Here is a 13,322-nt window from a genome sequence, read left to right as displayed (position 1 = left end):
ACAAATCGTAAACTACGAGTTACGAGTATCTGGCACTTGTGGCTCCCTAACCCGTAACTATAAACAATATGAACAAGAGAATTCTGCTTTTTATCATGGCAACCCTGCTTGTTGCCGTCGGCACGCTGCGGGCGCAGAGTGCCTCAACCCCCGCTAAGTTTCACACCGAGCTTGGAGCCTCCTTTGGCACCGGTTCATTGAACGGTAGCGACTATCACTTCACTTCGCGCGACTTGAATGTGTCGTTTGGCTACGCCTTCACCCCGCGTTTTTCTGCTTACGTCCCCCTCACGCTGACCACCGGCCTCTTCCGGGGCGATAGTCCCGGCCTCCATAGCACTTACGAAAATACGGGCACCGTCGGAGTCGGCGCCGGATGGAACGCCATCCAACGCTCGCTTTGGCGCCTTCGCCTCAATGGCGAGGCGGGCTGCTCACTCAAGAGTAAGACCGATCCTTGGAGCTTCTACTATTACGACGCTGGCGCGCGCCTCTACCTTGGCGAACAGAATCGCTTTGTCAACGCCTACGTTGGCCTTGGCGTCAAGCATATGCTCACGCGCACCGATGGGCGTAGCGACTATTTCACGCCCTACGTTAGCATTGGCTTCCGCCTCAATGCCCTCGGCCGGTAAGTAACAAGTGGCAAGCGCCAGATGCTTGCCGCCTTTTTCTTCTAATTACTCCTCTTGACCTCTCTCCACTTTTGACTTCTCCCGTCCTTCAAACATCCAAGACCTTCGACATCCGCTTCAGTGAGGTCGATTCGATGCACATCGTCTGGCATGGCTCGTACGCCCTCTATTTCGAGGACGCTCGCGAGGAGTTCGGGCGTGTCTTCGGGCTGAGCTATTCGAGCTATGTCGAAAATGGTTGCTACGCCCCGCTTGTCGATCTGCAATTCAGCTACCGCCAACCCCTTCGCCACGGCGAACGCGCTCGCACGGTCATCACCTACCGCAACACGCCCGCGGCCAAGGTGGTCTTTGACTATGCCATCCATCGCCTCGACGAGGCCGACACGCTCATCGCCACTGGCTCCTCCACACAGGTCTTCCTCGACCTCAATTATCAACTGATTTGGACCAATCCCCCTTTTTACGAAGCATGGAAAATCCGTCACGGCCAGCTATGACCACCGTCTTTGAGGCCACTAACATCGTCTCTGCGCTCGGCTTAACGACCGACGAGGTGTTCGACAACATCCGTCAGGGACGCACCGGCCTGAGCCTGCAGTCTGACCACTTCGACTTGCCCGAACCGTTCATGGCGTCCCTCATCGACCGCGCACGACTGGACGAGGCTTTCGACCGACTGCATCCGCCTACCTGGCCAGACGGCGCCTATACCCGATTCGAGCAGGCAGCCATCGTTTCTGCGGATGACGCGCTCCGTCAGACGGACATCGACCCGACCACTTTGCGCGTCCGCTTCTTCCTCTCCACCACGAAGGGCAACGTCCATCTGCTCGACCCACGTGAGACGGCTGGCCACAGCGCCGACCAACTCTACCTCTGGCACACCGCCTACCGCATTGCGCATTTCTTCGGCAATATCACGCCCCCGCTCGTCATCTCCAACGCCTGCATCTCCGGTGCCGCTGCACTCATTGCGGCTCGTCGCGAACTGTTGGCGGGTCGCATCGATACGGCCATCGTCATCGGCGCAGACATGCTTTCGCGCTTCGTCGTCTCGGGCTTCCAATCCTTCAAAGCGCTTTCCCCCGAGCCCTGTCGGCCCTTCGACGCCGATCGGACGGGCTTGAACCTCGGCGAGGCGGCCTCCACCGTCATCCTTACCCGTCGAGCCGTGAACAATCTGGAGCCCTCCGACGTGCTGCTCACCGATGGAGCCATCCGCAACGACGCCAACCACATCTCCGGCCCTTCGCGAACGGGCGAAGGGTGCTTCCGTGCCCTCCGGCACATCCTCCGCCACATCCCCGAGGAACGCCTCACGGACGAGGTCGCTTTCGTCAATGCCCACGGCACAGCCACGCCTTACAACGACGAGATGGAGTCCGTCGCCCTCACCCGTGCCGCCCTCGACCGCGTGCCCGTGAACAGCCTCAAGGGTTATCTGGGTCACACGCTGGGTGCCGCCGGTGTGCTTGAGACCATCCTCGCCGCGGAGTCTTTGCGCGCAGGCATCGCGCTCCCTACCGCCGGTTTCCACACGCTCGGAGTCACTCACCCGATCCGTGTCACCAACGCCACGGCGCCCATCACGGCCCGCCGCTGCATCAAAATGCTCTCCGGTTTTGGCGGATGCAACGCCGCCCTACTCGTTTCCCTTCCTGACTGCTGACCCATGATGTATATCCAGAAATCCTGTCGCATTCACGACCGCCGCGTTATGGTAGACGGTCAGACGCGCTTCGAAGCCTCCGATGGACACGCTTCCGGAACTGACTTTTTGGCCGATGCGTTCCGAAGCATGGGCATCGATTATCGCAAGTTCTACAAGATGGACCCCCTTTCGCGCCTCGGATTCTTGGCCGCGGAGCTGATCCTCCCGCAGCCCGCTGAGGCCGACCCTTCAGGCGAGGAGATGGGCCTCATCTGCTTCAACAGCACCGCCTCGCTCGCTGCTGATCGGGCTTATCAGCGCACCATCCCCGCGGGCGACGACTTTTTCCCCTCGCCGTCGGACTTTGTCTACACGTTGCCGAACATCGTCACGGGCGAGATCGCGATCCGACATCACATACAGGGCGAGACCGCCTTTTACGTCCTGCGTGCCTTCAACCCCGAGACAATTTGTCACATCGTCCGCGAAACAATCGCCGACGCCGACCTTCATCGCGTCTTTGTCGGGTGGATCGACATCGACACCGATCGCCTTGACGCTCGGGCCGTGCTTTGCGTCGACCGGCCTCATGGAAATAGCCCCGAGCTGACGCCCGAGGCCCTCCTCCAACTGTTCCCCTAACTACTTATTATAGACTACAATGGAAGAATTGATCTTAGAATTAAAGAACGAAATCATCAACGTCCTGAACCTCGAAGGCGTCAAGCCGGAGGACATCGCCACCGACGACGAGCTCTTTGGCGGCGGCCTCGGCCTCGACTCCATCGACGCCCTGGAGCTGATCGTGCTCCTGGAGAAGAACTACGGCATCAAGCTCAAAGACCCCGCACAGGGCAAAGAGATATTCCGCTCCGTCCGCACGATGGCCGAATTTATCCAAGCCAATCGCACGAAGTAGCGGACACGCTCACCGAATGCGTAAAGCTCCCGCCCCAAGGATCACATCAAAGATCCTCCGGCGGGAGCTTTCTTTTTCTGTCCGACGTTCGGAAACAACTTGCGTAGGAATTCCTTCGTCGGTCATTTCTCGCAAATCATTTGCATGGTAATAAATTGCCGCGTTCATTGATCGCAAATCATTTGCATGGAGACCAATTACTGCAGTCATTTCTCATAAAGCATTTGCATGGAGATCAATTACCGCGTTCATTGATCGCAAAGCATTTGCATGGCGATCAATTACCGCAGTCATTTCTCACAAATCAGTTGCATGGCGATAAATTGCCGCAATAATTTCTCGCAAAGCAATTGCATGGAGATCAATTACCGCGTTCATTGATCGCAAAGCATTTGCATGGCGATAAATTATCTCAGTCATTGATCGGAAATCATTTGCATGATAATAAATTACTGCGTTCATTGATCGCAAAGCATTTGCATGGTAATCAATTACCAAAGTCATTTCTCACAAATCATTTGCATGGCGATAAATTATCGTATTCATTAATCGCAAAGCATTTGCATGATAATAAATTACTACGTTCATTGATCGGAAATCATTTGCAGGGCAATCAATTACCAAAGTCATTGATCGTAAATCAATTGCATGGCGGTAAATTACGGAAGGAGTTAATCTTATGGTCAATGGAGAAAGAAGAATATCGGCAGGTGACATGCTCCAGCCAGTTGCATACGGAAAAAACGCGGGAGAAGTTTTTCACCCTGAACGGGAAAGGTGATTGTCGACGAGTGGCAAAAGGCCTACCTTGCGCCCGTTTTCATCCAAGAACCATGCAGATATCCTTCCACAAAATCAAAACAAAGAACCTCGGAGTGCTGGCACAGCAAGTGATTCAGGCTTCCAAAAGCGGCACGTACAAGTTGCCGGAAGAACACGTGCTGCTCAAGAAGCTCGAAGACGAGTCAAGGGAATACACCCAGGCGTACACGAAGCCCGCCTACAGCCAAAAGGGACGCAGTGTGCTGGCGGCTGATGCGGCGCGCACGAAGGCTTACCAACGGCTTCGAGCCTATCTCAAGGCTTATGGCGAGATGCCGCTGCTGGCTGATTATAAGGATGCCGCGGAGCTGTATAAGGTCATGAGGCGGTTTGATATTCGGCGGATGAACTATGCGGAGAAATCGGCCGAGATGAAGCTGCTGGTCGAGGAACTGGAGAAGCCGGAGCATGCCGAGCGACTCAAAAAGCTGAAGCTAAAACCCGCCTTCGATGAGCTGAAAGCGCTCTATGAGGGCTTTGAGGACCTCTACGCTGAGCAGGCTTCAGCCAACGCGGCCCTGCGTGCCACACCATCGGCCACGGCCATCCGTCGTCGGTTGGAGCGTGCCCTGCGCGACTACATCAACCTCCTGACGGCCATGCGCAGCCTGGAGGGTTGGGATATGATTTATGGCGAAGTCAACGAGCTGGTAAAAGCCGCCGCGATCGTCTACAAGAACGATCGGAAGAAAGACAAAGTGGCAGTCGCCCCAACAGACAAGACCGAGGCATGAAGCGCTTTTCACTGCTCTGCATCTCCCTGCTGCTACTCCTCTCCACGGGAGCCTGCGCGAAGAAAAAGCCACGCGAGGGCGCATTCCAAGTGATGAGTTACAACGTTGAGAACCTCTTCGATACGTCCGACGATCCGCATACGAACGACAACGAGTTCCTGCCCGATGGCACACGCCACTGGACACAGAAGCGCTACCGCAGCCATTTGGAACAGACGGCACGTGTCATTCTGGCAGCTGGTGCATGGGAGTCACCGGCCCTCGTGGGGCTGTGTGAGGTGGAGAACGAGGCCGTCCTCCAGCAGCTCATCCGCCATACGCAGCTGCGTAGTGAGGGCTACCGCAGTTGCATCACCCGCGGCAACGATCCGCGTGGCATCAACAATGCGCTGCTCTACCGTCAGGACCGATTCCGATTGCTCGGTTGGCGTTCCGTGCGCATCCCCTTTGCTGATCGTGCGAAACGCTCGCGCGACCTGCTTCACGCTTGGGGACGCATCGCCTCGGGGGATACGCTCGACGTCATCGTCTGCCATTTCCCCTCGCGTCGCAACGGTCGGAAGGCATCCGAACCGGATCGGATAGATGCTGCGCGATGCGTACGTCGGCTCTGCGACTCGCTCGGTCGTTCGCGTCGCCGCCCACAGCTGATCGTCATGGGCGACTTCAACGATACGCCCACAGATCGCAGCATCCACCTCATGACCGACGGCGGCGCACGTCATCTCCGCCTCACGAACCTCTTCTCCGATCCGCACCGGACAGGCTTCGCAGGCAGTCATTATTACCGCGGCGCATGGGCGCAGTTGGATCAAATGCTCGTCAGTCCCCTGCTGGCCGAACGCGTCATATCGGCACGTGTCTTTGCTCCTGACTTCCTGCTCACCGACGACGGTCGGCGTCGTTCCCGTCGCCCACATCGCATCTACAACGGCTTTCGCTACGAAGGCGGCTTCAGCGACCATCTGCCGATCGTGGCCACATTCCGATGAGTCGCAAATGACCGTAACGGAAAGCCCGTACATTTGTGAACCCATTCATTCATCATCATATAATCATCACATCATTATGGAGAATTCGGAATTATTGGAAATCGTGAGAAAGAAAGCTCAGGTCTGGCTGGGCCCGGAGTATGACGAAGAGACCCGTCGCGAGGTGCAAGCCCTGCTCGACAAGGACGACCCGACGGACCTCATCGAGGCCTTCTACAAAGACTTGGAGTTCGGCACCGGAGGCCTGCGCGGCATCATGGGCGTGGGCACCAATCGCATGAACATCTACACCGTGGGAGCCGCCACGCAAGGCCTCTCGAACTACCTGAAGAAGGAGTTCGCGGAACTGCCGCAGATTAAGGTTGTCATCGGCCATGACTGTCGAAACAACAGCCGTCGATTCGCTGAGATTTCGGCCGATATATTCTCAGCCAACGGCATCAAGGTTTACCTCTTCGACGCCCTCCGTCCGACGCCCGAGACCTCGTATGCCATTCGCCATCTTGGTTGCCAGAGCGGCATCATCATCACAGCCTCGCACAATCCCAAGGAATACAACGGCTACAAGGCCTATTGGGACGACGGCGCACAGATGATCGCACCGCACGACAAGAACACCATCGCCGAGGTGAACAAGATCCGCAACGCCTCCGACATCCACTTCCATGGCGATAAGTCGCTCATCGAAATCATCGGCGCAGAGATGGATGAGCGCTACATCCGTGATCTGACCGCCATCTCGCTCTCTCCCGACGTTATCCGTCGTCAGCACGACATGAAGATCGTCTACACGCCCATTCATGGCACGGGGACGCACATCATCCCCAAAGCGCTCCAGGCCTTCGGCTTCACTAACGTGATCCACGTGCCAGAGCAGGACGTGATCAGTGGTGACTTCCCCACCGTCATCTCGCCCAATCCTGAAGAGGCGGCTGCGTTACGCTTAGCTGTCGAGAAGGCGCGTGAGACGGACGCGGAGCTCGTGTTAGCCTCCGACCCTGACGCCGACCGTGTCGGATCGGCCGTCAAGAACGAGGCAGGCGAGTGGGTGCTTTTGAACGGCAATCAGAACGCCATCCTGTACGTCTACTACCTCCTCACCCGATGGAAAGAGACAGGTCGGCTCACTGGGCGGGAGTATATCGTCAAAACGATCGTCACGTCCGAGACCATCCGGGCTATCGCAGAGCGTAATGGCGTGGAGATGTACGACGTCTACACGGGCTTCAAATGGATCGCCGACATTATGCGTCGCAATGAGGGCAAGAAGCAATTCATTGGTGGAGGCGAGGAGAGCTACGGCTTCCTTTGTGAGGACTTTGTGCGCGACAAAGACGCGGTATCCGGCTGTTGCATGCTCGCCGAGATCGCGGCATGGGCTAAGGATCGGGGCTTGACACTTTATCGTCTGCTTCAGGAGATCTATCGCGAGTACGGTTACTCGAAGGAGGTGAACATCTCAGTGGTGAAGAAGGGTAAGAGCGGCGCCGAGGAGATCGAGGCCATGATGACCCGTTTCCGCAACAATCCACCGACCGATTTGGCTGGGTCTAAGGTGGTCACACTCTACGATTACTCGTCGTTGAAGGGACACAGCTTTACCGACGGTGAGAATTTCTCACTCCACATGCCAACCACGTCGAACGTGCTCCAGTATTACACGGAGGATCAGACGAAGGTCTCTATCCGCCCATCTGGCACGGAACCTAAGATCAAGTTCTATATCGAGGTGCACGTGCCCCATATCCGTTCTGTGGAAGACTTGCATGCCGCCGAGGCACATGCCTTGGAGAAGGTGGAGGCCATCAAGGCTTCGCTCGGTATCTGAACCGAACTGTCCGTCAGCCGGCAGGCGCACGCATAGCTGTTTGAAAAGGCACTCCCTATCGTAGGGGGTGCCTTTTTTCGCGTCTGTCGTCGGACATGGAGAGGGCGACTGGACGCCCTGCGAGCTTGCTTATAGACGGACGTATCCCTTACTCTCTCACCAGAAAAGTACCCCTTAAAAAATCTACCTCTTTGTCTCATCTCCAGAAAGTATGTTTTCCAAAAATGTTATCCTTAGTCTTGTCTTCTGGAGGTAGATTATCCGAAAACATTATCCTTACTATCATCTCCAGAAAGTAGGCTTTCCAAAAAAGTTATCCTTACTCTCATCTTCGGAAAGTAGGATCTCCGAAAATGTTATCCTTACTCTCCTCTTCAGAAGGTAGAATCTCCAAAAACGTTATCCTTAGTCTTGTCTTTAGAAAGCAGATTCTCCGAAAATGTCATCCTTACACTCATCTCCAGAAAGTAGGCTTTCCGAAAACATTATCCTTAGGATTGTCTATTAGAGGTTGCAAATGCGTGTCTGTTCATTGAATCCTTGTCAGCCGGTAGGGTAGGGGCGTATTGCATACGCCCAACTAAACACCGCCAACGGATGCGAAAACTGTCCCGTTTTCGTCCCCTTCGGGGCCGTCTGTGGGGCGTATGCAATACGCCCCTACAATCGGGTACGTGCGGCCCTCCAAAAAACTATCTCGTTTTCGTCCCCCTTGGGGCCGTCTGTGGAGCGTATGCGATACGCCCCTACGACCGGGTATGTGCTGCCCTTCAAAAAACTGTCCCGTTTTCGTCCCCTTCGGGGCCGCTTGTGGGGCGTATTCAATACGCCCCTACGACTGGGTACGTGCAATCCTTCGAAATACCGAAGCTATTCCCCAACTGGGTACGTGCGGCCCTTCGAAAAACTGTCCCGTTTCCGTCCCCTTCGGGGTCGCTTGTGGGGCGTATTCGATACGCCCCTACAACTGGGTATGTGCAATCCTTCGAAATACCGAAGCTATTCCCCAACTGGGTACGTGCGGCCCTTCGAAAAACTGTCCCGTTTTTGTCCCCCTCGGGGCCGCCTATGGGGCGTATTCAATACGCCTCTACAACTGGATACGTGCAATTCTTCAAAATACCGATGCAATTTCCCAACCGGGTACGTGCGGCCCTTCGAAAAACTATCCCATTTTCGTCCCCTTCGGGGCCGCTTGTGGGGCGTATTCAATACGCCCCTACGACTGGGTACATGCAATCCTTCAAAATGCCGATGCAATTCCCCAACCGGGTACGTGCTGCCCTTCGAAAAACTGTTCTGTTTTCGTCCCCCTTCGGGGCCGTCTGTGGGGCGTATGCAATACGCCCCTACGACCGGGTATGTGCGGCCCTTCAAAAAACTATCCCGTTTTCGTCCCCTTCGGGGCCGACTGTGGGGCGTATTCGATACGCCCCTACAACTGGGTACATGTGATCCTTCGAAATACTGATGCAATTCTCCAACTGGGTACGTGCGAGGGTTTAAAAAAAGGATCTGTATTCGTCCCCCTTGGGGCCATCTGGTGGGCGTATTCTTTTGCGCCCCTACGGATGGGTACGTGCGATTCTTCGAAATACCGATGCGATCCTACGACTGGGTACGTGTGAGGGTTCAAAAAACTGTCCTGTTTTCGTCCCCTTTGGGGACGCTTGTGGGGCGTATGCGATACGCCCCTACGACTGGATACGTGTGGCCCTTCAAAAAACTATCCTGTTTTCGTCCCCTTCGGGGCCGTCTGTGGGGTATATGCGATACGCCCCTACGACCGGGTACGTGCGATCCTTCGAAATACCGATGCAATGCCCCAACCGGGTATGTGCGATCCTTCGAAATACCGATGCGATTCTCCAACTGGATACGTGCGATTCTTCGAAATACCGATGCGATTCCCCAACCGGATACGTGCGATCCTTCGAAATACCGATGGGATCTCTCGACCGGAGGGGCGGGGATTTTTGGGAGGTGGGGCGGTGGGGGCTACCGCTTGCGGAGGAGACGGGCGTGAATGAGTTTGGCGAGGAGGAAGATGACGATCAGGACTACGATAATAAAGGCGCCCGAGGGGACTTGCAGCACAAACGACAACCATAATCCGCACACGCAGGCGAAGAACCCTAGGGCGATGCTGCCGAAGAGGATTCGGCGGAAGTCGGCGGTGAAGAGGTTGACTGTCATCTGAGGGACGGTCAGGAGGCTCATCAGGAGCATGATGCCCACGAGGCGGATCGAGAGGACGATGGTGATGGCCGTGAAGAGGGTCATGGCGGACTCGATACGCCGAACGGGGAGGCCTTGCACTTGGGCAAAATCGCGGTCGAAGGCCGTGTAGACGATCGGGCGGTAGAGGAGGGCGAAAAAGAGACTCAAGGCGGTGGCGAAGGCGGCTGTCAGACCGATGTCGGCACGGGAGATGGTGAGGATGTTGCCAAAGAGATACGACGAGAGATTGGGAGCGTAGCCCGGCGTGAGGACGATAAAGATGGCCCCGACAGCCATGCCGAGCGACCAGAAGGCGGCGATGGCGGAGTCTTCGCGGACACGCCCGGAGCGACCTACCCACTCGATCCCAAAGGCCGAGAGGACGGCGAACGTAAGGGCGGCCCAAAACGGATCCAGACCGAGGTAGAAGCCGAGGCCGAGACCTCCGAAGGAGGCGTGGGTGACGCCACCGCTGATGAAGACGAGTCGGCGTGACACAACGTATGTGCCGACTATGCCGCAGGCGATGGTCGTGAAAAGTGCTCCGAGGAGGGCGTTCTGAAAGAAGGTGTATTGAAAGATGTCCATAAAATAGGTAGTATGGCCTTCGGCCGGTAGTGATGCGCCTTGCGGCGCGGGGATTACGGCATTCGGCCGGTAGTTATGCGCCTTACGGCGCGGGGATTACGGCCTTCGGCCGGTAGTTATGCGCCTTGCGGCGCGGGGATTACGGCCTTCTGCCGGTAGTGATGCGCCTTGCGGCGCAGGGATTACGGCCTTCGGCCGGTAGTGATGCGCCTTGCGGCGCAGGGATTACGGCCTTCGGCCGGTAGTGATGCGCCTTGCGGCGCAGGGATTACGGCCTTCGGCCGGTAGTTATGCGCTTTGCGGCGCAGGGAGTATGGCCTTCGGCCGGTAGTGATGCACCTTGCGGCGCGAGGAGTTCGGCCTTCGGCCGGTAGTTATGCGCCTTACGGCGCAGGTAGTACGGCCTTCGGCCGGTAGTGATGCGCCTTGCGGTGCGGGTAGTGCGGCCTTCGGCCGGTAGTTATGCGCCTTGCGGCGCAGGGATTACGGCCTTCGGTCGGTAGTTATGCGCCTTGCGGCGCGTATAGTGGAGACGTCAGTAGGTAGAAGCTACATTAAACTACTTCTAACTACCCGCGCCAACGGCGCGTAACTACCGGGGCGCAGCCCCTACTACACCGGCCAGAGGCCGGAAGCTACCGGGCGTAGCCCTTGACTACCCGCGCCAACGGCGCGTAACTACCGGGGCGCAGCCCCTACTACCCCGGCCAGAGGCCGGAAGCTACCGGGCGTAGCCCTTGACTACCCGTGCCAACGGCGCGTAACTACCGGGGCGCAGCCCCTACTACCCCGGCCAGAGGCCGGAAGCTACCGGGCGTAGCCCTTGACTACCCGCGCCAACGGCGCGTAACTACCGGGGCGCAGCCCCTACTACCCCGGCCAGAGGCCGGAAGCTACCGGGCGTAGCCCTTGACTACCCGTGCCAAGGGCGCGTAACTACCGGGGCGCAGCCCCTACTACCCCGGCTAGAGGCCGGATGCTACTGGGCGTAGCCCTTGACTACCCGCGCCAAGGGCGCGTAACTACCGGGGCGCAGCCCCCACTACCCCGGCCAGAGGCCGGATGCTACTGGGCGTAGCCCAGATATTCCCGCATCATGGGTTCGAGGTCGGACCAGACGCGGTCGACTGTCACCAGGTCGAAGCGCTCGGCACGGGTAGCGGTGGGGGAGGGGGGGGCGATGTCGTCCGGGCTGATGCCACGGTGTCGCGGACTGTCGCCGGGCAGCCATAGCCGCCGACTGATGCCCGGGGGATAGATGGCGTACGAGGGGGTGTCGAGCGCCTGGGCGATGTGCCGGGGGCCGCCCTCGTTACCAAAGAAGAAGTCGCAGAGCGAGGTCAGGGCGCGCAGTTCGCGTAGCGTTGTGGCCTCGATCTCGGGAAGGATATGCGGGTCGTAGTCCATGCGCTCGTAAAGCATGAGACTGATCTCCAGCTCGCGGTAGCCGGAATGGTTCAGGATGATCTGGGGGTGGAAGGTGTCGATTACGTGTCGGAGCACGCCGACCATACGCTCCATCTCCCAGCCTTTGCCCTCGATGCGTGTTGCAACAGCCGCCAGCACGATGGGCTTCGTGAAATCGACCCCTTTGCCCTCCATATAAGCGCGGTAGGTAGCCCGATCCTTGTCGGAGACGTAGAGGCGGAACGTGGGATCTAAGCGCAACGGCCCGAGTCGCTCGAGGGGCGAGAGCAGGAGCAAGTCGCGCTGCACCATGTCGAGCGAGGGGTCGATGCGGTCGGCTACGCGATAGTTATGGAGGAGGCGACTGTAGGGCTTGCGCGTCCCGATGCGATAAGGGGTACGGAGGGAGAAGAGGCTGAAGAGCAACGTCCGCGGGGTAGCGCGCATGTCGATCAGGATGTCGTAACGTGTCTTGCGCATGACGTCGAAGACACGCCGGACGTACCGCCATGGGTTCGCATTGTCCGTATCGGTAAACGTGACCACGCGATCGATGTCCGGATGACCCTCGAAAAGGGGAGCGATGGCCTCGTTGAGTACGAAATCCACACGTATATCGGGAAAGGAGCGCTTCAGGGAGCTGCACGCGGCAACCGCCAAGACGGCGTCGCCGACCCGGCGGAAGCGGATCACGAGCGCGCGGAGCGACCCGTCACCCTTCTTTCTTGCCATACAGCACGGGGTTAAGCGAGGGATCGTTGTACATCTTCATCTGTCGGTAGACTTTCATGTACTTACGGCCCGCCGCAATGTCCGCCAGCAGCTGATCCAAGGCCAGTGAGAGGTCTGCGCGCTGCTCCAACAGCACCGCCAGCTTACGCCGGCAAGCCTCCCGATGAGCCTCGTCGACATCCGTACGGTCAACCTCCTGACGCATGTGGTAGATCTTCAGGGCCAGTATCGAGAGGCGGTCGACGGCCCAAGCTGGGCTTTCAGTATTGATCGTAGCATCTGCCGCTGGCTGCACGTCCTTGTATAGGGTCAAGAAATAGCTATCAATGCGCTCCACCAGATCCGTCCGCTCCTGGTTCGAGCGATCTATCCGGCGCTTGATCTGCAGGGCACGAATAGGGTCGATCTCAGGGTCGCGCACAATGTCTTCCAAATGCCATTGCACCGTGTCGATCCAGTTCTTGAGATACAAGTTGGCCTCAATCCCGGGTGCGGGGTAAGGGTTGCGGATAGGTGCGTCGACATCGTCTGAGACGTGATAATCGTCTATGGCGCGTTCAAAAATCGGATAGGCGGTCTTACTGAAAGGTGTCATAAGTAGGTCTTTAATACGTTATTCTTGAAATGAACGGCCCCAAAGGTAGGCCAAACCTCCCGGTCATGGTTACCCCCATTGGACGAATGTTGAAAAATAGGGTGTGTTTTTCTGTGTGTGGCGTGTATTGGGTCGGGGGAACGTGTCCGTATTTTAATGTATGACGTGTACCGGGTTCGGAAAACATATCCGTATT

Annotated in this window: 13 protein-coding genes; 8 read left to right on the top strand and 5 right to left on the bottom strand. The window is 57.3% G+C overall.

Features of this window, described 5'->3' with window-relative positions; translation table 11 throughout:
- Positions 1-68: 68 nt before the first annotated feature.
- From C7123_RS03735 to C7123_RS03715, 5 genes are all read left to right on the top strand, one after another.
- Positions 69-635, top strand: coding sequence for a hypothetical protein (locus tag C7123_RS03735; protein ID WP_159049825.1), 567 nt, complete (start codon positions 69-71; stop codon positions 633-635).
- 71 nt (positions 636-706) lie between these two features.
- Positions 707-1,135 (top strand): acyl-CoA thioesterase, encoded by a 429-nt coding sequence (locus C7123_RS03730; RefSeq protein ID WP_107490586.1) that lies wholly within the window; start codon positions 707-709, stop codon positions 1,133-1,135.
- Positions 1,108-2,307 carry a beta-ketoacyl synthase N-terminal-like domain-containing protein gene (locus C7123_RS03725; protein ID WP_237269271.1) on the top strand — a complete coding sequence of 400 codons (1,200 nt, stop codon included), beginning with the start codon at positions 1,108-1,110 and terminating at the stop codon, positions 2,305-2,307. The genes C7123_RS03730 and C7123_RS03725 overlap by 28 nt, the downstream gene beginning before the upstream one ends.
- A gap of 6 nt (positions 2,308-2,313) precedes the next feature.
- A complete protein-coding gene (locus C7123_RS03720) occupies positions 2,314-2,931 on the top strand; it encodes a beta-ketoacyl-[acyl-carrier-protein] synthase family protein (protein ID WP_069175819.1) in 618 nt (205 codons plus the stop codon).
- Between the two features lie 19 nt (positions 2,932-2,950).
- On the top strand, positions 2,951-3,208 hold the full coding sequence (locus C7123_RS03715; protein ID WP_037983638.1) for a phosphopantetheine-binding protein: 258 nt from the start codon (positions 2,951-2,953) through the stop codon (positions 3,206-3,208).
- A gap of 9 nt (positions 3,209-3,217) precedes the next feature.
- Here C7123_RS03715 and C7123_RS12850 read toward each other — a convergent pair whose 3' ends face one another.
- Together C7123_RS12850 and C7123_RS13190 are read right to left on the bottom strand one after the other, a co-directional pair.
- Entirely contained in the window at positions 3,218-3,418 is a 201-nt protein-coding gene (locus C7123_RS12850; protein ID WP_159049824.1) for a hypothetical protein, read from the bottom strand.
- A gap of 87 nt (positions 3,419-3,505) precedes the next feature.
- Positions 3,506-3,670 carry a hypothetical protein gene (locus tag C7123_RS13190; RefSeq protein ID WP_162597290.1) on the bottom strand — a complete coding sequence of 55 codons (165 nt, stop codon included), beginning with the start codon at positions 3,668-3,670 and terminating at the stop codon, positions 3,506-3,508.
- A 371-nt stretch (positions 3,671-4,041) separates the two neighbouring features.
- Here C7123_RS13190 and C7123_RS03710 point away from each other — a divergent pair, with 371 nt between their 5' ends.
- The 3 genes from C7123_RS03710 to C7123_RS03700 all read left to right on the top strand — a co-directional run bounded on the left by C7123_RS03710 (position 4,042) and on the right by C7123_RS03700 (position 7,584).
- Positions 4,042-4,764 carry a DUF6261 family protein gene (locus C7123_RS03710; RefSeq protein WP_069175818.1) on the top strand — a complete coding sequence of 241 codons (723 nt, stop codon included), beginning with the start codon at positions 4,042-4,044 and terminating at the stop codon, positions 4,762-4,764.
- The gene (locus C7123_RS03705; RefSeq protein WP_069175817.1) at positions 4,761-5,756 is read left to right on the top strand and encodes an endonuclease/exonuclease/phosphatase family protein; all 996 of its coding nucleotides are present in this window, start codon (positions 4,761-4,763) and stop codon (positions 5,754-5,756) included. The genes C7123_RS03710 and C7123_RS03705 overlap by 4 nt, the downstream gene beginning before the upstream one ends.
- A 76-nt stretch (positions 5,757-5,832) precedes the next feature.
- Positions 5,833-7,584, top strand: a complete 1,752-nt coding sequence (locus C7123_RS03700) for a phospho-sugar mutase (protein WP_069175816.1) — start codon at positions 5,833-5,835, stop codon at positions 7,582-7,584.
- Between the two features lie 1,998 nt (positions 7,585-9,582).
- Here the strand turns inward: C7123_RS03700 and C7123_RS03695 are convergent.
- From C7123_RS03695 to C7123_RS03685, 3 genes are all read right to left on the bottom strand, one after another.
- On the bottom strand, positions 9,583-10,392 hold the full coding sequence (locus tag C7123_RS03695; RefSeq protein WP_069175815.1) for a metal ABC transporter permease: 810 nt from the start codon (positions 10,390-10,392) through the stop codon (positions 9,583-9,585).
- Between the two features lie 1,065 nt (positions 10,393-11,457).
- Entirely contained in the window at positions 11,458-12,531 is a 1,074-nt protein-coding gene (locus tag C7123_RS03690) for a glycosyltransferase family 9 protein (RefSeq protein ID WP_069175814.1), read from the bottom strand.
- Positions 12,512-13,126 (bottom strand): DUF4254 domain-containing protein, encoded by a 615-nt coding sequence (locus tag C7123_RS03685; RefSeq protein WP_069175813.1) that lies wholly within the window; start codon positions 13,124-13,126, stop codon positions 12,512-12,514. Before C7123_RS03685 ends, C7123_RS03690 begins: the two co-directional genes overlap by 20 nt.
- Positions 13,127-13,322 lie beyond the last annotated feature (196 nt).

The organism is Tannerella serpentiformis, from assembly GCF_003033925.1.
GTDB classification, from domain to species: Bacteria; Bacteroidota; Bacteroidia; order Bacteroidales; family Tannerellaceae; genus Tannerella; species Tannerella serpentiformis.
Note: the sequence above shows the minus strand (reverse complement) of the source record. Positions and strands in the feature narration are given on the sequence as shown.